Source organism: Streptomyces sp. NBC_01012 (assembly GCF_045162755.1).
Taxonomy (GTDB): Bacteria; Actinomycetota; Actinomycetes; order Streptomycetales; family Streptomycetaceae; genus Streptomyces.
On the sequence record NZ_CP108688.1, the window covers coordinates 2,801,515 to 2,820,419 of the forward strand.

General features: G+C 71.4%; 16 protein-coding genes. 8 read left to right on the forward strand and 8 right to left on the reverse strand.

Annotated features, from left to right (window positions below):
• Positions 1 to 41: 41 nt before the first annotated feature.
• The 3 genes from OG623_RS12305 to lxmK all read right to left on the reverse strand — a co-directional run bounded on the left by OG623_RS12305 (position 42) and on the right by lxmK (position 2,416).
• The gene (locus tag OG623_RS12305) at positions 42 to 242 is read right to left on the reverse strand and encodes a hypothetical protein (RefSeq protein WP_362888128.1); all 201 of its coding nucleotides are present in this window, start codon (positions 240 to 242) and stop codon (positions 42 to 44) included.
• A 129-nt stretch (positions 243 to 371) separates the two neighbouring features.
• On the reverse strand, positions 372 to 1,322 hold the full coding sequence (locus OG623_RS12310; protein ID WP_406146309.1) for a T3SS effector HopA1 family protein: 951 nt from the start codon (positions 1,320 to 1,322) through the stop codon (positions 372 to 374).
• Positions 1,322 to 2,416 (reverse strand): class V lanthionine synthetase subunit LxmK, encoded by a 1,095-nt coding sequence (lxmK, locus tag OG623_RS12315; protein ID WP_406146310.1) that lies wholly within the window; start codon positions 2,414 to 2,416, stop codon positions 1,322 to 1,324. The genes OG623_RS12310 and lxmK overlap by 1 nt, the downstream gene beginning before the upstream one ends.
• 307 nt (positions 2,417 to 2,723) lie before the next feature.
• Here lxmK and OG623_RS12320 point away from each other — a divergent pair, with 307 nt between their 5' ends.
• Both OG623_RS12320 and OG623_RS12325 read left to right on the forward strand, forming a co-directional pair.
• Positions 2,724 to 4,454 (forward strand): ABC transporter ATP-binding protein, encoded by a 1,731-nt coding sequence (locus OG623_RS12320; protein WP_406146311.1) that lies wholly within the window; start codon positions 2,724 to 2,726, stop codon positions 4,452 to 4,454.
• Positions 4,451 to 6,442 carry an ABC transporter ATP-binding protein gene (locus tag OG623_RS12325; protein ID WP_406146312.1) on the forward strand — a complete coding sequence of 664 codons (1,992 nt, stop codon included), beginning with the start codon at positions 4,451 to 4,453 and terminating at the stop codon, positions 6,440 to 6,442. The genes OG623_RS12320 and OG623_RS12325 overlap by 4 nt, the downstream gene beginning before the upstream one ends.
• A 27-nt stretch (positions 6,443 to 6,469) precedes the next feature.
• On the opposite strand, the gene OG623_RS12330 is transcribed toward OG623_RS12325, so the two are convergent.
• A complete protein-coding gene (locus OG623_RS12330) occupies positions 6,470 to 8,032 on the reverse strand; it encodes a sigma-70 family RNA polymerase sigma factor (RefSeq protein WP_406146313.1) in 1,563 nt (520 codons plus the stop codon).
• Between the two features lie 229 nt (positions 8,033 to 8,261).
• Between OG623_RS12330 and OG623_RS12335 the strand changes: the two genes are divergently transcribed.
• Complete coding sequence (locus tag OG623_RS12335; RefSeq protein WP_406146314.1) at positions 8,262 to 11,492, forward strand: tetratricopeptide repeat protein; 3,231 nt, start codon at positions 8,262 to 8,264, stop codon at positions 11,490 to 11,492.
• 82 nt (positions 11,493 to 11,574) lie between these two features.
• Here OG623_RS12335 and OG623_RS12340 read toward each other — a convergent pair whose 3' ends face one another.
• Positions 11,575 to 12,489: a CPBP family intramembrane glutamic endopeptidase gene (locus tag OG623_RS12340; RefSeq protein ID WP_406146315.1), complete on the reverse strand. Its 915-nt coding sequence runs from the start codon at positions 12,487 to 12,489 to the stop codon at positions 11,575 to 11,577.
• Positions 12,486 to 12,674, reverse strand: a complete 189-nt coding sequence (locus OG623_RS12345; RefSeq protein ID WP_406146316.1) for a hypothetical protein — start codon at positions 12,672 to 12,674, stop codon at positions 12,486 to 12,488. The genes OG623_RS12340 and OG623_RS12345 overlap by 4 nt, the downstream gene beginning before the upstream one ends.
• Positions 12,675 to 12,864: 190 nt before the next feature.
• Between OG623_RS12345 and OG623_RS12350 the strand changes: the two genes are divergently transcribed.
• Together OG623_RS12350 and OG623_RS12355 are read left to right on the forward strand one after the other, a co-directional pair.
• On the forward strand, positions 12,865 to 14,166 hold the full coding sequence (locus tag OG623_RS12350) for a sensor histidine kinase (RefSeq protein WP_406146317.1): 1,302 nt from the start codon (positions 12,865 to 12,867) through the stop codon (positions 14,164 to 14,166).
• Positions 14,154 to 14,813 (forward strand): response regulator, encoded by a 660-nt coding sequence (locus OG623_RS12355; protein ID WP_406146318.1) that lies wholly within the window; start codon positions 14,154 to 14,156, stop codon positions 14,811 to 14,813. Before OG623_RS12350 ends, OG623_RS12355 begins: the two co-directional genes overlap by 13 nt.
• A gap of 61 nt (positions 14,814 to 14,874) precedes the next feature.
• On the opposite strand, the gene OG623_RS12360 is transcribed toward OG623_RS12355, so the two are convergent.
• Positions 14,875 to 15,120 carry a hypothetical protein gene (locus OG623_RS12360; protein WP_406146319.1) on the reverse strand — a complete coding sequence of 82 codons (246 nt, stop codon included), beginning with the start codon at positions 15,118 to 15,120 and terminating at the stop codon, positions 14,875 to 14,877.
• 1 nt (position 15,121) lies between these two features.
• Entirely contained in the window at positions 15,122 to 16,003 is an 882-nt protein-coding gene (gene mca / locus OG623_RS12365) for a mycothiol conjugate amidase Mca (protein WP_406146320.1), read from the reverse strand.
• 97 nt (positions 16,004 to 16,100) lie between these two features.
• Here mca and OG623_RS12370 point away from each other — a divergent pair, with 97 nt between their 5' ends.
• The 3 genes from OG623_RS12370 (at position 16,101) to OG623_RS12380 (ending at position 18,868) form a co-directional block, all read left to right on the forward strand.
• On the forward strand, positions 16,101 to 16,505 hold the full coding sequence (locus tag OG623_RS12370; RefSeq protein ID WP_406146321.1) for a DUF4307 domain-containing protein: 405 nt from the start codon (positions 16,101 to 16,103) through the stop codon (positions 16,503 to 16,505).
• Positions 16,506 to 16,696: 191 nt separating this feature from the next.
• Positions 16,697 to 17,194, forward strand: a complete 498-nt coding sequence (gene greA, locus OG623_RS12375; protein WP_406146322.1) for a transcription elongation factor GreA — start codon at positions 16,697 to 16,699, stop codon at positions 17,192 to 17,194.
• Positions 17,195 to 17,323: 129 nt separating this feature from the next.
• Entirely contained in the window at positions 17,324 to 18,868 is a 1,545-nt protein-coding gene (locus OG623_RS12380; RefSeq protein WP_406146323.1) for an FMN-binding glutamate synthase family protein, read from the forward strand.
• Positions 18,869 to 18,905 lie beyond the last annotated feature (37 nt).

Consider the following 18,905-nt stretch of genomic DNA (forward strand, 5'->3'; position numbering starts at 1 on the left):
TTTGTGTGTTGTTCGGAAGGCGTCTGCCGATCGAGAAGGGGTCAGCAGCCCTTGTCGAAGGTGGAGGTGACCACGCTCACCGCGGCCGAGGCGCTGGCGGCACACGCGGCCGAGCTCTCGGCGGAGATCACCGAGACGCAGACGAACGTGGTGGCCGGTGCCTCGGAGGCGGCGGCGTCCAGCTCGGTCGCGTCGGCGTAGGTGCCGTAACCGGCGATCAGCTCCATGGTGGCGTTCTGCATCAGATTTCCCCTTGTTTCGTTTTTCCTTGATTCCCCGTATGCGGAGGCGATCCAGCCGGACCGGGGCGGAAGCAGGGGATGTCGAGCCCTCTCCCTGCAACCGTCCCGGGCCGGTGGCACGCCCGGGTCCTACGGGGCCGTGATGTTCGCCGACGGGTCGTCCGGGTCGATGCCGGCCTCGGTGAAGCGGTCCACGATCACATCGGCCAGCGATCCCCCGTCCTTGCGGTGCTCGATCAGGGCCTGCGCGAGCACCCCCGCACGGTGCTGACCGAAGCTCAGTCCGCGCATACCGCTTCGGGAGTCGGCGGGTTCCCAGGCCACGGCCACTCCGTCCGCGAGCGGCCGCGCGAAGGCCGAGACACCCACGCCCAGCCCCGGTGTGCCCGACAGGGCGTCCGCGAGCGGGCCTGCCAACTCCCAGGAGTCCTTGCGGAGGTAGACCACCAGGCCGTCGCGCCGCGGGTACAGGCGGCGGACCGAGAGCACCTTCGCCCGGTAGTGCGCCTGGCGCTCCTCGAGGAATTCCAGGGCCCTCCCCCAGACCTCTCCCGCCCGATCCGCGTCGGTGACGTGTACGTACACCCTGAGTACGGCCCCGCCGCCCGATGCCGGCCGGGAGCCGTCGACGAGGAAGAACCCGGGTGACAGGGCAGGTCGGGCGGCCGGCACGTCCAGGGCCACCCGTACTCCCTCGACCAGCGGTCCCGGGGCGCTGATCCGGTCGAGAGGCGTCCAGACACGTACCCCTTCGCGCTCCAGCAGCACCCGGGTGTCGTCCGCCTCCGGTTCGGCGCACACCCGTCCGGACGCCCGCGTGGTCCGGTGCGGAACCCGGCCGGCCAGCTCCTCTTCGAAGCGGGCGTCCCTGGTGTGCCACGGGACCGGGGTGGGCTCGACGGGCAACCCCGCGTGCAGCACCTCGTAGATGCCCAGAGCCAGCAGCCTCTGGAGCTCACGCGGGTTGTCCGCCTCGATCTCACGACCGGCGACGGTGGCCGTGCGGAGGTCATCGGCGATCTCCACCGATCGCGCCACATCCTCCACCGGGCGCGCCGGGGTGCGGACTCCTGCGGTCATCACGCGACACCTCCCAGACCGAGCGTCGCGGCGAACCGCTCGGGGGCCAGCAGCGCGGCCCGGCCGACTCCGGCCGCCGCGCGTTCGATACCGGAGACCCGTGTGCTGCGTTGCGCACTCGCGATCAGCCGGTCCAGCGCGTGCCAGCCCGCGAAGGCGGTGGCCCGTACCGCGAGTGACGCGTCGGCCGAGGGGCGGACCTCGCGGTACCCCCGCCAGAAACTCTCCACCCGGGGACGCAGCCGCTCCAGCTTCGCCGCACCTCGTTCCACGATCACTTCGTGTGTCAGATCGAAATCCACGAACGAGCTGTCACCGCGGTCCGTGACAATGTCGAGAACGGCACGGTACAGCCATTCACCGGCGAAACTCCCGATGTCCCGCGCCGCGTCCGCAAGGCGGAATTCCTCCCAGTCCGTGATGTGCAGAGTTCCGTTGGACACAAGAATCTGATCCAGCCGGAGATCGCAGTGACTGGGCACCTTCACTGCGCCCTTCTCACTCTCCAACAATTTCTCCAGCCCTTCCCGCAGCGCCGTGTCCCCCTGCAACAGACCCCATACGGTCATCTGACCGAAGCTGAACTCCTGGAACATCTCGTCCGAGATTCCCCGGAGCAGCTTGGGGCTCGGCAGCACGGGCGGGACGGTCTCCAGTTCCACACCGTGCGGGTCGGTGACGTGCACCCGGGCGACGGCTCGTCCCGTCGCATGCGCCAGCTCGTCGTCGAAGGCCTCGTCCACCATCATCCGGGCTCCGGATTCGGCGTCCTCGACACAGGTGAAGGCGACCACACGCGCTTCGGCGTCACTGCCGAGCAACTCCGGCCTGGCCAGCGCGTCCTGCGGGATCCGGACCCCGAACTCCTCGAAGGCCAGCATCCTGCTCAGGCGCTCCGCCGGGCCGGCTCCGGGGCCCGTGAGCCGCTTGGCGAAGATGTGCCGGCCGCTCCGTGTCCGCCCCTTCCACACGTCGTTGCGGCCGGGCGCCGCCTCCAGCGTGTCACGGTCGAACGTCCCCAGCCCCAGACGCTCCAGCAATGCGTCAACTTCAGGAACACTGTCCAGGTCAGCGGGTACAACCCTGGCCTCCACCAGCTGTCTTCCTTCTGTCGATCGATGTCGTTCTGAACTCGATCAACAATGACGACCGAACAGCCGGAACTCCAGCCCGGAGAGAGGCAGTCGGCTGCCATTTCGTTGGCAGCCGACTGCCAACGGGCAATGGCAGGCAACTGCCACCCGCCACTCAGGTCACCGCGACCCGCCGGTGCTATACAGGAGAACTCCCGCGCGCTGCCGAAACCCGCTTACTCCGAGCTTTTCTGACGCCTCGTGAGCAGAAGTCGGGCGGGCTCGCGCATCCGCCACATTCTGTCTCCGCAACTCCGAGAAGGCCCAGGTGCTCTTCCGTCTCCTCCGTAGCCGACTAGGCCCGTACCGAAGGCAGGTGATGCTTCTGCTGCTGCTGCAACTGCTGCAGACCGGAGCGACCCTGTGCCTGCCCACACTCAACGCCTCGGTCATAGACAACGGCCTGGTCCGGGGTGACAGCGGCTATGTACTGCGGATGGGCGCCCTGATGGTCGGGGTGACGCTGGCGCAGGTCGGCTGCACCCTGGGAGCGACCTACTGGAGCGCACGGACGTCCATGGCGGTCGGGCGTGACCTGCGTGCGGCGGTCTTCGACCGCGTGATGTCGTTCTCCTCGCGGGAACTGCGCCGGTTCGACGTGCCCTCGCTCATCACGCGCACCACCAACGACGTCCAGCAGGTGCAGATGCTCGTCCTGATGGTGTTCGCACTGGCCGTCGTGGCACCGGTGACCTGCCTGGGCGGGATCGTCCTCGCCCTCCAGCAGGACGTCCCGTTGTCCTCACTGCTGCTCGTGTTCGTGCCGGTCCTGGCCTTCCTCGTCGCTCTGCTCGTACGCGGCATGCGCCCGCTCTTCCGCCAGATGCAGGAGCGTACGGAGGCCGTCACCCGGGTCCTGCGCGAGCAGATCGCCGGGGTGCGGGTCATCCGGGCCTTCGTCCGCGACGACCACGAGCGGGAGCGGTTCGCGCGGGCCAACACGGGTCTGACGGATGTGGCCGTCCGATCGGGCCGGCTGCTCTCCCTGCTCTTCCCCGCCGTGCTGCTCGTGGTGAACGTCTCCAGCATCGCCGTGGTCTGGTTCGGTGGGCACCGCATCGCCCAGGGCGACATGGAGATCGGCGCGCTGACGGCCTTCCTCAGCTACCTGACGCAGATTCTGACCGCGGTCCTGATGACGACGACCGTGTTCATGCTGCTGCCCCGTGCGGAGATCTCCGCCGACCGCATACGCGCGGTGCTCACGGTCGAGAACAGCGTCCTTCCGCCCTCCTCCCCCGTGACGCGGCTGCGCCGGCGCGGCCACGTCGAACTGCGCACGGTGACCTACCGCTACCCGGGCGCCGAGAAGCCCGTCCTGACGGATGTGTCCCTGACCGCGCGGCCGGGCCGGATCACGGCGGTCGTGGGATCCATGGGCTGCGGGAAGTCGACCCTGCTCGAACTGGTCCTGAGACTCAGCGACGCGACGAGCGGAACGGTGCTCGTGGGTGGTGAGGACGTCCGCTCGCTGGCACCCGACGTGCTCTCGGCCTCCATCGGCTACGTCCCGCAACGGCCGTACCTCTTCGCGGGCACGGTCGGCTCGAACCTTCGTCATGGACGGCCGGACGCCACCGAAGCGGAGCTGTGGCGGGCCCTGGAGACGGCCCAGGCGACGGAGTTCGTCACGGCTGCCGGGGGTCTGGACGCCCCGGTCACCCAGGCGGCCACGAACTTCTCCGGTGGGCAGCGCCAGCGGCTCGCCATTGCCAGGGCTCTGGTGGGCGAGCCGGACATCCACCTCTTCGACGACGCCTTCTCGGCGCTCGACCAGGGGACGGAGCTCGCCCTCCGTACGGCGCTCGCGCGGGACCGTGGCACGGCAACCACCGTGCTCGTCACCCAGCGCGCCACCACCTTCCGCGGTGCGGACCACATCGTCGTACTGGACGAGGGACGCGTCGTGGGCAGCGGCACCCACACCGCTCTGATGGCGACGGACATGATCTACCGGGAGCTCGTGCTCTCCCAGCTCACCGAGGAGGAGGCCGCGTGACGGCCAGGAAGCGCGGCGCGACGGCCGTGGAGAGCCGGGGGGCGGCCGCTGCCGGGGACGGAGGGCGTCTGTCGGACTTCCGCGGCTCCGTGACCCGGCTGCTGGGCACCATGCGGCAGGACCGCCCCCTGCTCGTACTCACCGTGCTCTGCGGCGTCACCGGAATCGCTCTGACCGTTCTCGGTCCCGCGCTGCTCGGTCGGGCGACGGACCTGATCGTGAAGGGCATGCTCGGCAGCCGGCTGCCGGGGGGCCTGACCCGTGCCCAGGCGAGCGATGCCCTGCGCCGGAGCGGGAACGACGGCCTGGCGACACTGGTCGAGAAACTGCACCTCGTGCCCGGCACAGCCATCGACTTCGGCGCGGTCGGAACGGTCCTGCTGTGGGCCCTGCTCGCGTACGCGGGGGTGTCCCTCATCGGATTCGTCCAGGCGCGGGCCGCGACGGCTCTTGTGCAACGAGCGGCGTTCCGGCTGCGCCGGGACATCCAGGAGAAGCTGTCACGGCTGCCACTGAGCCACTTCGAGGGACAGTCCCGCGGCGATCTGCTGTCCCGGGCGACCAATGACATCGACAACATCCAGCAGACACTCCAGCAGACACTCAGCCAGATCCTCACCTCCTTGCTGACACTGGTGGGCGTCCTCGCGATGATGTTCTGGATATCGCCCTTGCTGGCGCTGGTCGTCCTGGCCACCGTCCCGTTGTCCGGGTGGATCGCGACGCGGCTGGGCAAACGCGCGCAGCCACAGTTCGTCCGCCAGTGGCAGACCACCGGGGCGCTCAACTCGCACATCGAGGAGATGTACACGGCGCAGGCGCAGGTACGGGCCTTCGGGCGGCAGAGCGAGGCCGCGGCCGCCTTCCGCCGGCACAACGACGAGCTCTGCCGGATCGGGGTCAGGGCCCAGTTCGTCTCCGGCGCCATCCAGCCCGCCATGACGCTCCTGAGCAACCTCACCTATGTGCTGGTGGCCGTCATCGGCACCCTCCGGGTGGTCTCCGGCACGCTGTCCATCGGCGAGGTCCAGGCATTCGTCCAGTACGCGCGACAGTTCGGCCAGCCGCTCTCCCAACTGGCCTCCGTGGCCAACCTGCTGCAGTCGGGCGCGGCCTCTGCCGAGCGTGTCTTCGAGCTTCTGGACGCACCTGAGGAGCGCCAGGACCCCCCGGAGGGGCGTGAGGACACCGAGAAGCTGTCCAGGTCGGGGCAAGCGGACGGGAAGGCCGCCGGCGAGGGCGTCGGGCGGGTGGAATTCCAGCAGGTCTCCTTCCGCTACGCGGAGGACCGACCGCTCATCCACGACCTGACCCTGACCGTCCCACCCGGTCGTACCGTCGCCGTCGTCGGCCCCACAGGGGCGGGCAAGACCACGCTCGTCAACCTGCTGCTGCGGTTCCACGAGGTCCGTAGCGGTCGCATCACGCTGGACGGTACGGACATCAGCACCGTGCCGCGCTCCCACCTGCGTTCCCGGATCGGCACCGTGCTCCAGGACACCTGGCTCTTCGGCGGCACCGTCGCGGAGAACATCGCGTACGGGGCGCCGGACGCCACGCAGGACGACATCGTCGAGGCCGCGCGGGCCACACAGGTGGACCGGTTCGTGCGCACGCTGCCGGAGGGATACGACACCGTGCTGGACGAGGAGAGCTCCGACATCTCGGCCGGCGGCCGGCAGCTGATCACCATCGCCCGCGCCTTCCTGGCGAAGCCGACCGTCCTGGTCCTGGACGAGGCGACCAGCCAGATCGACCCACGCACCGAACTCCAGATCCAGCTCGCCATGGCACGCCTGCGCGCGGGCCGCACCAGCTTCGTGATCGCGCACCGGCTCTCCACGATCCGCGACGCGGACACCATCCTGGTGCTGGACAACGGTGCCGTCGTGGAACAGGGCACGCACGACAGCCTCGTGAGCGCGGGTGGCACATACGCACGGCTGTACGGGGCTCAGTTCACCGAGCCCACGGGAGTGCCCGGTTAGGGCGGGCGGTTCTCCGCCCCGGCCGCTTCACCCGGGGAGCAGCGCGGGCTCGAAGCGGAACCTCATGGACGCAGATCCGTCGTAGTACCGGGTGGTGCCCACGGACACCCCGTGGTCCTCGTCCTTGTCCGCCTCCGCCCAGTCCACGAGGCCGAGATGCCGGGTGCCGTCGGTGGTCCGCAGAGCGGCCTGGCCCTCGGTGGTGTCGGTCCACAGATTCCAGAGCTGGTTCTTCTCCGCCGCGTCGCAGGGCCGCTGTTCCACCGGTGCGTGGTCCTCCGTGCCGCCCGAACGCGTCAGGCACAGCCCGCTTCCCTCGTTACGCACCTGCGTACGCCCCCGGTCGCCCTCGTACGGTTCGAGCAGCACCCACCGCTGGTGCTCGCCGCCGTCGCAGGAGGCCTCCACGGGCCTGGCCCCGGCACCGGCGCCCGCGGGGATGCTCATGCAGCCGCCGGTCGACACGAACCGCAGGGTGCTCGGCCCGCCCAGGGCGGACGCCGGGGGCGCCGATGAGCCGCCGCCGGACGAGGAGGAGGACGCGGAGGTCCCGGACGGGGACCCGGTCCCCGAGGGAGACAGCGAGGCCTGGGACACGACACCCGCCGCTGCGCCGCTCGCGGCCGGTGCCGGGCGGTCCCCGGGTTCCTCCCCGCCGCCGGGCCACAGCGCCCAGCCGCCGAGCAGCAGCGCCACCGCGCCCACGGCGAGCACGCCGGCCTTCACCCCCGCCGCAGCACCGCCACCGGCCGACGCGCCGACCGGCGCCGAGGCGCCCGACGCCGCCACGGCTGCCGCGCGGGCCTCCAGGTAGGCCGGGCCGCCGAACAGCAGCACCGCCGCCGGAAGCACCGTACGCAGCCGCTGGTTGAGGTCCGTCAGCTCCCGGGCCGCCCCGCGGCGCTCCTCGTCGGCGGCGCCCCGCGCGGCCGCATACGCCTCCCGCAGCCCTTCCCTGGCACCCGCGGTCAGTGAGTCCACCCCGCTGGGGGTGAGGCCCAGTACGTCCCCCACCCATGCCGTGGGTTCCTCCTCCACGACGCGGTGCCAGAGCACCGCACGCCACCGCTCGGGCAGGGAGCGGAAGGCCGCCGCCACCATGGCGCCGTCCTCGGCACGCAGCACGCTGTCCTCGGCGCCCGCCGCCGCCTTCGCCCGGCCCGCGCCCGCGCGCCGCCGTGCCTCGGCGTCCAGCCATGCCCCGAAGCCGGGTGTGAGGTCCACCCGGCGGTCCTGGTCCGCCCAGTCGGCCGCGGTGCGGCGCACGACGGTCAGCAGATAGGGCCGCCAGGCCTCGGCCGGACCCTTTCCGTCGCGTACGGCCCGCACGGTGCGGGCGAACGCCTCCGAGGTGAGGTCCTCCGCTGTGTGCGGGTCACGGCAGAAGTTCCTGGCGTACATCAGGACGGCCGGAGCGTGGCGGCGGCGGAGCTCGGCGGTCGCCCCTGCGTCGCCGTCGTCGCGTATCGCGGCCGTCAGCAGGGCGTCGGGCAGCGCCTCGGGAGGCCCTTCCCCGGCGTCCTCGGCCCGGTGCCGGCCGACGGCAGAAGCCCCGCTCCGAGGCCTGCCGGCGTTCCCACTGTCGTTCATGTTCCCTGCGCTCCGGATCCGTCCCGTGAACCGTTCCGTGAACCCTTGCGTGGGGCTCACGGCGCGCAGTCTTGCAGACTTCCCCCGGGTGTGTTCCCCCGGACTCCCGGCGGAAGAACGACGGTTGACCGCCGCGCTGTCTCGCGCTGACGGGCCGTACGCAGGACACTGGGTGGTCCACACAAGGGATCCGGTCGCGACCGGCCGACGTGCGCAACGAGGGGGACGTATGCGGGACAGCCATCGGGCGGAAGCCGAAAGGCTGTTGGTGCGTGCCGTGGAGGAAGAGGCACGGCGTTCGGGCGGCCGGACGGACACCGGAGCGCTGCTGGCGCGGGCGCGGGGCGCGCTCGACACCACCATGGCCGCCGGCGCGGCCGAGGAGTACGCCGCCTACACCAGGGCACTCGACGCGGCGGGGGCCGGCCAGCAGCCGCTGTCGGCGCGGTTCAGCAGAGCGACCCTGGGTACCCCGCTGCTGGTGACAGGAGTCGCCGCCGCCGCGGCCTTCGCCGCCGACCTGGCGCTCGGCACCGCGACCGGTCTCGCCCTGGGCGCGGGCGTGGCCGTCGCCGCCGCCGGGACCACGGCGACGGTGGCACGGGTGACCGCGTCGCACTGGCCCGCCGCACACCGCAGGGCGGGCGAACGCAACCAGCCCGGCGGCCCTGAGCAGCTGCGACTCGAATGGCTGACGGCCCTCGAGGTGCGCGGCATCCGTCCGTTCCTCGACCAGCAGCGGATGCTGACCGCGTCGAGGCGGCCGCCGAAGAAGGCCGGCGCCTCCGTGGTGGCGCAGCTGCGCGGCGGTGACCGCAGCGCGGCCGCACGCACCCGCTCACTCCTCGAACAGTCCTTCGGCCATCTCCCGGCCGCGGACGGCCCGTTCGCCGGCCGTCGTGGTGAACTCGCCCAGATCGCCCAGTGGGTGCACGCCGCACGCGCCGCGACCGAGACCAGGCCGACCGTCGTCGTTCTGCACGGCGCACCGGGCTCAGGGCGCACCACACTCGCCGTACGGGCCGCGCATTCCCTCAAGGACCAGTTCAGGGGGGCGTGCGTGGTCGATCTGCGGGGCGATGTCTCCGGCGACACCCCGCTGCCGACCCGGGACGCCCTGCGGCACCTGCTCAACCGGCTGGGCGCACCGCGTGAGCAGCTCCTCTTCCGGGAGGGGGCGTCCGCCGAGCAGCAGGTGCGGCGCCTGAGCGAGCTCTACCACCAGCATCTGACGGGCACCCCCGTCACGATCGTCCTGGACGACGCCACCGACGCCGCCCAGGTCCGCACGCTCGTGCCCGAGCGCTCCGACAGCCTGGTGCTCGTCACCTCCCGCGAGCCGCTCGAACTGCCCGACGACATCCCGGCCCGGGTCCACCAGCTGCCCGTCGGCGGCCTGGACGCGGCCGGCGCGGAGGAGCTGCTGCGCGAGTCCGCCCTGGACGAAGAGGCAGGCCCGTACGACTACCCGTCGACCGACACCGTCGTCGAGCTGTGCGGCGGGCTGCCGCTCGCGCTGCGTGTCGTGGGCTCCGCACTCGGCGCCCGCAGCCGCGCCGAACTCGCCGCGGCCCTAGGCGACTACGGCCCGGTCGCGCCCGTCGAGCGTGCCCTGTGGCTGCGCTACACCGACCAGTCCGAGCAGGGCCGCCGGCTGCTGCGGCGGCTCGCCCTGGCCGGACGTGCCAGCCTCGGGGCGGCCGCCGCCGCGTCGCTGCTGTCCTCGGACGAGCAGGAGGCGGGACGCCTGCTGGAGGCGCTCGCCGGGGCCGGGCTCCTGGTCCATGTGCGGGGCGCGCGCTACCGACTGCACGACCTCGTACGGGACTTCGCGCTGGCCAGGCTGCTCGACGAGGAGCCGGCCGCCGACCGTACGGCCGCGCAGGAACGCCTCATCCGCAACTACGGCGAACTGGCCGACGCGGTGATCCGCATGGTGGACGGCAAGATGTCCACCCGCGCCAACCAGTTCGGCTCGCACGGCTTCAGCTCGCTGGACGCCGCCCTGCGCTGGCTGGACGACGAGTCGAGCTTCATCACCTCGGCCCTGCGGCACGCCGAGGGCGTCGACCAGGGGGCGGTGCTCCATCTGCTGGGCGCGCTGTGCGACTACTGCCTGCTGCGCGGCGACCTCTACCGACTGGGCGAGATCAGCGAGTTGACGCAGGCCGTCGACCAGGGGCTCCTGGAGCGGTCGGTCCAGTGGCGTACGGGGATCGCCGCCCGCCAGCTCGGCGAGCTCGACAAGGCGCGCACCACGCTCTCCTCGGTCGTCGGTCTCTACCGCGAGGCGCAGAACGACTCGGGCGCCGCACTGGCCCTCTGTTCGCTCGGCATCACCCTGCACCACCAGGGCAATCTGACCGAGGCCTCGGCCAGGCTGCGGGAGGCGCTCGCCCTCCAGTCATCGGCCGAGCAGGCCGAGGACCGCGCCTGGTCGCTGCACGCCCTGGCCGCCGTCGAGCGCGACCGGGCCAATCTGCCCGAGGCGCTGACCCTGCTGGACACCGCGCTCGCCCTGCACCGCGAGGGCGAGTCGCTGCACGGCGAGGCCTGGTCGCACTTCCAGCTCGGCCAGGTCTGTCTGCGCCTCGGCGAGCCGGCCAGGGCCGAGGAGGAGCTGTCATCGGCACTCGACCTGTACGGCCGCACCCGGGACGAGCGCGGTGAGGCCTGGGCCCTGACCCAGCTGGCCCGCGCCCGGCTGATGGACGCGGACGCCGGCAGCACGGCCGAAGCGGTGGAGCAGCTGCGCGGTGCGCTCTCCCGGCACCGCGCCAACGAGGACGCCCGGGGCGAGGCATGGACGCGCTACTACCTCGGGCAGGCCCTTGAGGAGGACGGCGACACCGACCAGGCCGTACGGGAGCTGGAGCGGGCCCGCACGATGTTCTCCCGGATGCGGGACGTGTACGGACTGGCGTGCGCCCGCCATCACTCGGGGCGCGTCACCCGCGACCAGCGGGCCGCGAAGACCGGCAATCTGCGTAACTCGGGCTTCGCCCGGCAGCTCCTGGTGGACGCCCGTGCCGACTTCCGGCGCATCGGGGTGGCGCACGGCGAGGCCTGGACCTGTCTGGAGCTGGCCCTGATCGACGGCGGGAACAACCGCGCCGCGCAGGCGCTGGAGCTCTGCGGCGATGCCGTCAGCCTGTTCGCTTCGTACGACGATGCCAGGGGCAAGGACTGGGCCGCGTTCCTGCGGTGCACGCTGCTCCCCTACGCGTCCCCCGGCGGCAGCGAGGTCGGCACGGCGGTGGCCCAGCAGGAGCTCGCAGACCTGCTGGCGGCCTCCCATCCGCTGCGCGACGCCAAGCTGGAGGACTGCGCGGAGGCCTTCCGGGTGGTCCTGAACCGCGGGGTGGACCTGGAGGACGGCTGGCAGGCCTGGCACCTCGGCCTGACACCGTCCCGGCACGCCCGCGAGGTGATGGGGGTGCCGGTGGGCGTACGCCCGTAGACCGTGTCCACGGGCGGCCGGCCCCGGGGGCGGCCGCCCGCCGCGGGGTCGGCCGCCCGTGCGCACGCGGCACCTCACCGCGTCACACCGGCACGTACGGCCCGGCGTCCGGGGCCGTCGCCGTGGCCTTCGGCAGCCCGAGCCGGCCACGGGTGGCGACGAGCAGGACGGCCGCCACGACGGTGGAGCTGACCAGGAAGGCGTGCGTCGCGTAGGAGTCGGCCAGCGACGGGAACACGTCCGAGTAGGCGATCGAGAAGAAGTTGTTGACGCCGGTGTGCAGCAGCATCGCCAGCAGCAGGCTCTGCCGGGTGTGGTTGAAGATCCACGTCATGACGAAGCTGAAGGTGACCGTGGTCGCCACGAACTCGACCGGGGTGTACCAGACGAGGTCCGTGCCGCCCCAGTCCGTCAGGAACAGCGGAAGGTGCCAGACGCCCCACAGCGGGCCGAGGATCAGCGTGCCGACGACCGGGCCGTAGGCACCCTGGAGCCGGGGCATCGCGAAGTCGCGCCAGCCGGGCTCCTCGGCGACACCCGTGGTGATCATCTGGATGAACAGGCCAGGCAGGAAGGCGGCGAGCACCATGGCGCCGGGCACGACGGGGCTCTCGCCGCCCAGGGCGTACAGCGTGACGACGAGCACGAGGGGCACGGCGACGATGACGCCGATCCACCAGCGCCAGCCGACCCGCCAGTTGGTCATCCGCCCCACCCAGGCACGGAGCCCGGGGCGCCCGTCGGCGACGGCGGTGACGATGAACGCCGACAGGATCGGACCGAGGTAGGCACCCGGGAGGACCCCGAGGAACTGACTGCCGCCTTCGCCGCCGGGGAAGGTGAAGTCCACGACGCCCTGCCCGTTCCCGGACAGGATGTACGGCACCCACGCCACCCAGCTCAGCACGAACGCGAGCGAGAAGAACCAGGTCAGGGGGCGGCGGCGCATACTGCCCCGCCAGCCGCCGCGCTGCGGCGGGACACCGGTGGCCCTCATGCCTTCCTCGCCCGGCGGTGGTCCGCGACGAGCGCGATACCGCAGGCCAGCGTGGCCAGCCCGAAGCCGAGGGAGAGGGCCACGGCGGCCCCGCCCATCATCGAGGTGACCGCGTTGCACACGGCGCCGATCACCAGCAGCAGCCACAGCACGGGACGTACCGGCAGGCGAGAGGATCCAGCCATCGTATTCTCCTTGTCCGAAGGGGAGTTGGGCACGGACAAGACGCTACGGAGACGGCGCGGGGGCGACGATCCGGCCAGGTGGAGAACCGGGGTACAGCAGGCTGTACCAGGCGTCCCCGACGCGTCGGAGGCCCCGCGCGGGATGCCATAGTGGCGCGGCACAGGAGGTGGAGCCGCACAGGAGGTGGAGATGCCCACGCACGACGCCTCACCGGGGAACGGCCGGGCGGACGGCAGGCCGGCGGGAGCCCCGAAGCCGCCGCGCCCCTGGGACGTGTTCGCACGTGCCCGCACCGCGCTGGACGCCTTCGAGCACATCGTCGGCGGCATGGGTACGGCGATCCTCGCCCTGATCATGCTGCTGTGGCTGATTTTCACCGCGGCCGCCTGCCTCTTCGGGGTCGGCCTGTTCCTGGTGCCCGGCACCCTGCGGGCACTGCGCACCGTCACCGAACGCGAACGCGAACGGCTGTCCCGGTGGGGCCCCGAGATCGTCGGGCCCGCTCCGGGACCCACCCGGCTGCGTCAGGCCGTCGCCGACCCGGCCACCCGGCGCGAGGTGGGCTGGGTGGCCTGGCACGCCGTCCTCGGGACGGCCCTGGGTCTCGTCGGTCTCACGCTGCCCCTCACCTCGGCGACCGACGCCGCGTTCCCGCTGTGGTGGCAGCTCGTACCGGCCTCCGCGGCCACCCCGTCCATCGGCCTGTGGACCGTCCACGACTGGCCGGGGGCCTTCGCCGTCAGCCTTCTGGGGATCGGCTGGTTCGCCGTCATCCTGGGCGTCGCCCCCGGCATGGCCTGGCTCCAGGCGTGGCCGGGTCGCCGGCTGCTCTCCCCGCCGCCGGGCACCGATCTCGTGACACGGGTCGCCGAGCTCACCGCGACCCGGGCCGCCGCCCTCGACGCGCACGCCATCGAGCTGCGGCGCATCGAACGCGCCCTGCACGACGGCACCCAGAACCGCATGGTCGCCGTCAACGTGCTGATCGGCGCGTCCCGCCGCGCGGTGTCCCGCAGCCCAGCCGACGCCGACGCCCTCCTGGAACGGGCGCAGGACGCGGCCGAGCAGGCCCTCGCCGAACTCCGCGCGGTCGTACGCAGCATCCTCCCGCCGGTGCTGGCCGACCGGAGTCTCAGCGACGCGCTCTCGGGCCTCGCGAGCAGCTGCCCGGTGCCCTGCCGGATCGACGCCGACGTGGACGGACGGTACGCGGCGTCCGTCGAGGCGACCGCCTACTTCGTGGTGGCCGAGACACTGACCAACATCGCCAAGCACAGCCGGGCCCGGCACGCCACCGTCACGGTCCGCCACCGCGACGGCCTGCTGCGGCTGCGGATCACCGACGACGGCCGCGGCGGAGCGGACGAACACGGCGGATCCGGCCTGGCCGGCATCCGTAAGCGCGTCGAGGCACTCGACGGCACACTCACCCTGGCCAGCCCACCGGGCGGGCCCACGACACTGGAGGCCGAACTGCCATGCGGATTGTGATCGCGGAGGACGATCCGCTGCTACGGGAGGGGCTCGCGCTGCTGCTGCGCGCGGAGGGACTCGACGTCGTGGCCACCGCCGGCACCCCGGACGCCCTCCTGGAGGCGGTGGACGCGCACCGGCCCGACGTGGCGATCGTCGACGTCCGGATGCCTCCGACCCACACCGACGAGGGGATCAGGGCGGCCGTGGAGGCGCGGCGCCGTCGCCCGGACCTCGCGGTCCTCGTCCTGTCCGCCTATGTGGAACAGGCCTTCGCCACCGAGCTGCTCGCCGACGGCAGCGCACGGCTCGGGTATCTGCTCAAGGAGCGGGTAGGCCGGGTCGAGGAGTTCCTCGAAGCGCTCGACCGGGTCGCGGACGGCGGTACGGCCATCGACCCCGAGGTGGTCGCACAGCTCTTCGCGCGCACCCGCCCCGACGCCCATCTGGACCGGCTCAGCCCGCGCGAGCGTGATGTCCTGGCGCTGATGGCGGAAGGCCTGGGCAACGCGGCCATCGCCGAACGGCTCGTCGTGACGGACGGTGCCGTCCACAAGCACATCCGGAGTATCTTCGCCAAGCTGGACCTGGCACCCGCCGACCGCACGGACCGCCGGGTCGCGGCCGTACTGCGCTATCTCAACGACGCGCACCGACGGGCCTGACCAGCGGCGCGGGCCACCTCATCCCTCCCGGAGCGGGAGGAGGCGTGGTGGCCCCGCCGCGTCAGCCCTTGCCCTGAGCGCCGGCCTTCTCCTCGGAGCCCTCGGGCTCCGGCTCCGCCGCCGGGTCGGGGGTCTCCTTGAAGTCGACCTTGCCCATGTGGCGGTTCATCGACTTCATCAGGAACCACGTCCCCACGGCCAGGGCCGCGAAGACGAGGAAACCGAGGACCCCGGGAGTCACCTTGTTCGTGTCGAGGTCGTCGGCGGCGAGCGGAACGAGCTGCGTCAGTGCCTGGGTCGCGTACATATCAGGCATTGTCGCGGATGCCCGCGAAGAGGTCGCTCTCGGGGAGGGAGGTATCGACCAGAGACTTCGCGAGCTCGTACTCCTCGGTCGGCCAGATCTCCCGCTGGACGTCCATCGGCACCCGGAACCAGCCACCGTCCGGATCGATCTGCGTGGCGTGCGCGACCAGCGCCTTGTCCCGGATCTCGAAGAAGTCGTCACACGGGATGTGCGTGGTCAGCGTGCGCTCGGCGCGCCCGAACTCCTTCCAGCGCGCCAGCCAGTCGCCGTACGGGGACTCCAGCCCACGGGCGAGGAGCCCCTCGTGCAGGGCGAGCGTGCGCGCCTTGTTGAAGCCCTGGTTGTAGTAGAGCTTCTGCGGCTGCCAGACCGGCCCGAACTCCGCCTCGGGGAACTTCTCGGCGTCCCCCGCGCCGTCGAAGGCGAGCATCGAGATCGTGTGGGTCTTGATGTGGTCGGGGTGCGGATATCCGCCGTTCTCGTCGTAGGTGGTGATCACCTGCGGGCGGAACGCGCGGATCTTCGCGACGAGGCGCCCCGCCGCCGTCTCGTCCTCCTCCAGCGCGAAGCAGCCCTCGGGCAGCGGGGGCAGCGGGTCACCCTCGGGCAGACCCGAGTCGACGAAGCCGAGCCACTCCTGCTTGACGCCCAGGATCTCCCTGGCCTCGTCCATCTCCTTCTTGCGCACCTCGTGGATGTTCGCCTCGATGTACGCGTCGCCCTGGAGCTTCGGGTTGAGGATGGATCCCCGCTCGCCCCCTGTGCAGGTGACGACCAGGACGTCCACCCCCTCGGACACGTACTTGGCCATGGTGGCCGCGCCCTTGCTCGACTCGTCGTCGGGGTGGGCGTGGACGGCCATCAGTCTCAGCTGCTCGGTCAAGACTCGGTCCTCAGTGATTGGTCGCAATGGTCGGCTTCTATAGTGACTGAACCGGGGGGCGGAAAATTCCACGAGCCCCGGTACGGAAGGAATGATCATGGCGGCGGTGCGCGAGGCCTTGCCCGAAGGGCGCTACGGCCGGTCCCCGGACCAGCGCGCGGACCGCAAGCTGAAGATCATCGGTTCGGTGCTGGGTGTGGCCTTCCTCGCGCTGATCGGCTGGTTCGGTTACGACTCCCTGGCCGGCAACGACATCAGCGCCGAGCTCATCAAGTCCAAGATCGTCTCGGACTCCCGCGCCGAGGCCCATCTGGAGGTCCGCAAGGACCGGGACACCGACGGGCACTGCACGCTCCGCGCCCTGAGCACGGAGGGCGCAGAGGTCGGCCGGGCGGCCTTCCCCTTCGACGAGCGCTCCGACCGGATCGACAAGGTCGTCACCCTGCGCACCACCTCCAGGGCGACCGCGGTGGAACTGCAGGGGTGCACGGCGGGCAGCTGACCGCGCTCCGGCGCGCGCGCCGCCCATGAGGCCCACGCTCCGGTGCTGACCTGCGCGTACGGGCATGTGAGGTTTTACCTTCTCCCCCTTCTCTCGCGAAATTGTTAAGCTCGTTGTTTCGCCCACCCGTGGCAGCGCATGCTTGGGGTAGGGCGTTGCTTTGTATTCCCAGCACCGACGAGGAGCACCCTGTGACCCAGACCAGCGATAACGTCACCTGGCTCACGCCGGAGGCGTACAACCAGCTGAAGGCAGAGCTGGAGTACCTGTCTGGTCCCGCGCGCACGGAGATCTCCGTCAAGATCGCGGCGGCCCGCGAGGAGGGTGACCTCCGCGAGAACGGCGGGTACCACGCGGCCAAGGAGGAGCAGGGCAAGATGGAGCTCCGGGTCCGTCAGCTGACCCAGCTCCTGGAGCACGCGAAGGTCGGCGAAGCCCCTGCCGACGACGGCGTGGTCGAGCCCGGCATGGTCGTCACCATCGCCTTCGACGGCGACCCCGACGACACGGTCACCTTCCTGCTCGCCTCCCGCGAGTACGCGAGCGCCGACATCGAGACCTACTCGCCGCAGTCCCCGCTCGGCACGGGTGTGAACGGCAAGCGGATGGGCGAAGAGGCGGAGTACGAGCTGCCGAACGGCAAGACGGCCACAGTGAAGATCGTCTCGGCGAAGCCCTACAACGGCTGACCCGCACAGCACGCACGACAGGGCCCCGGCGCCCAGAGCGGCCGGGGCCCTGTCGTGCCCGCATCCGGCGTCCGACACGATGGCATCCACCCACGGCGACAGAGCCGAGCACCGACGAGAGGAACGTTCATGCGCGCCCGGAGCATCGCAGCGGTCACCGCAGCAGCAGTCGCGGCGGTGGCAGCCCGCGACCTGGTCCAGAAGAAGCACGCGTTGCTCAGGAACTTTCCGGTGATCGGACACGCCCGGTACCTGCTGGAGACGATCGGGCCCGAACTGCGCCAGTACATCGTGAGCTCCAACGACGAGGAGCGCCCCTTCAGCCGTGACCAGCGCTCCTGGATCTACGCGTCCGCGAAGGAGGAGAACAACTACTTCGGCTTCGGGACCGACAACGACGTCGAGCACATCCAGGGGCACGCGTACCTGAAGCAGCGCACGTTCGCCGGTGCGCTGCCCGATGTGCACGACCCGCAGGCCACCCTGCCCTCGGCCAAGGTGCTGGGCGGGCCGCGCGGGCGCGCACGGGCGTTCCGTCCTGCGAGCGTCGTGAACATCTCGGCGATGAGCTTCGGATCGCTCTCCGGCGCGGCGGTCACCGCACTCAACGAGGGGGCGGCACTGGCGGGCACGCTGCAGAACACGGGCGAGGGCGGCCTCTCGCCGTACCACCGCAACGGCGGCGACCTCATCCTGCAGATAGGTACGGCGTACTTCGGCTGCCGCAACGAGGACGGCACCTTCAGCATCGACAAGCTCAAGGACGTCGTCGCCGGCGCCCCGGTCAAGGCGATAGAGATCAAGCTCTCCCAGGGCGCCAAGCCGGGGCTCGGCGGGATGCTGCCCGGGGCGAAGGTGACACCGGAGATCGCCGAGATCCGCGGCATTCCGCTCGGCGAGGACTGCGCCTCCCCCTCGCGGCACACCGCGTTCAGCGACGTCGACTCGATGCTCGACTTCGTCGAACTGATCGCCACCGAGACCGGTCTGCCGGTCGGGATCAAGAGCGCGGTCGGCGAGATGGACTTCTGGCAGGAGCTCGCCACGCTCATGGCGCGCGGTGACCGTGGTGTCGACTTCGTGACCGTCGACGGCGGCGAGGGCGGCACCGGGGCCGCGCCGCTGACCTTCGCCGACTCGGTGTCGCTACCGTTCCGGATGGGGTTCTCCCGGGTCTACGGCACCTTCGCCGAGCTGGGTCTGACCGACGACCTGACCTTCATCGCCTCGGGCAAGCTCGGCCTGCCCGAGAACGCCGCGGTCGCCTTCGCCCTCGGTGCCGACATGATCAACGTGGCGCGTGAGGCGATGCTGTCGATCGGGTGCATCCAGGCGCAGAAGTGCCACACCGACACCTGCCCCACCGGCATCGCCACCCAGAACCCGAGGCTGGCCCGCGGCATCGACCCGCCGTCGAAGGCCGCCAGGGCCGGGGCCTACCTGCGCACCCTGCGCCGGGAGCTGATGAAGATCTCGGCGGCCGTCGGTGTCGCCCACCCGGCACTCATCACGGCCACGGACATCGAGATCATGAACGGCGACTACGACGCCCGCACCCTGCTCAGCGTCTACGGCTACAAGAGCGGCTGGGGTGAGCTCGGCCCGCACCTCGCCGAGGAGATCACCGCACTGCTCACCACGGAATCGGCCGCCGGGCGGAAGCCGGTCGTCTGACCGGCCGGAGTGGTCGACGATCCCGGCCGGTCGACTT

What these genes read in the sequence shown, in the direction of transcription:
- OG623_RS12305 (WP_362888128.1), bottom strand. Translation starts at nt 242, where the DNA reads ATGCAGAACGCCACCATGGAGCTGATCGCCGGTTACGGCACCTACGCC.
- OG623_RS12310 (WP_406146309.1), bottom strand. Translation starts at nt 1,322, where the DNA reads ATGACCGCAGGAGTCCGCACCCCGGCGCGCCCGGTGGAGGATGTGGCG.
- OG623_RS12330 (WP_406146313.1), bottom strand. Translation starts at nt 8,032, where the DNA reads ATGAACGACAGTGGGAACGCCGGCAGGCCTCGGAGCGGGGCTTCTGCC.
- OG623_RS12335 (WP_406146314.1), top strand. Translation starts at nt 8,262, where the DNA reads ATGCGGGACAGCCATCGGGCGGAAGCCGAAAGGCTGTTGGTGCGTGCC.
- OG623_RS12340 (WP_406146315.1), bottom strand. Translation starts at nt 12,489, where the DNA reads ATGAGGGCCACCGGTGTCCCGCCGCAGCGCGGCGGCTGGCGGGGCAGT.
- OG623_RS12345 (WP_406146316.1), bottom strand. Translation starts at nt 12,674, where the DNA reads ATGGCTGGATCCTCTCGCCTGCCGGTACGTCCCGTGCTGTGGCTGCTG.
- OG623_RS12350 (WP_406146317.1), top strand. Translation starts at nt 12,865, where the DNA reads ATGCCCACGCACGACGCCTCACCGGGGAACGGCCGGGCGGACGGCAGG.
- OG623_RS12355 (WP_406146318.1), top strand. Translation starts at nt 14,154, where the DNA reads ATGCGGATTGTGATCGCGGAGGACGATCCGCTGCTACGGGAGGGGCTC.
- OG623_RS12360 (WP_406146319.1), bottom strand. Translation starts at nt 15,120, where the DNA reads ATGTACGCGACCCAGGCACTGACGCAGCTCGTTCCGCTCGCCGCCGAC.
- OG623_RS12370 (WP_406146321.1), top strand. Translation starts at nt 16,101, where the DNA reads ATGGCGGCGGTGCGCGAGGCCTTGCCCGAAGGGCGCTACGGCCGGTCC.
- OG623_RS12380 (WP_406146323.1), top strand. Translation starts at nt 17,324, where the DNA reads ATGCGCGCCCGGAGCATCGCAGCGGTCACCGCAGCAGCAGTCGCGGCG.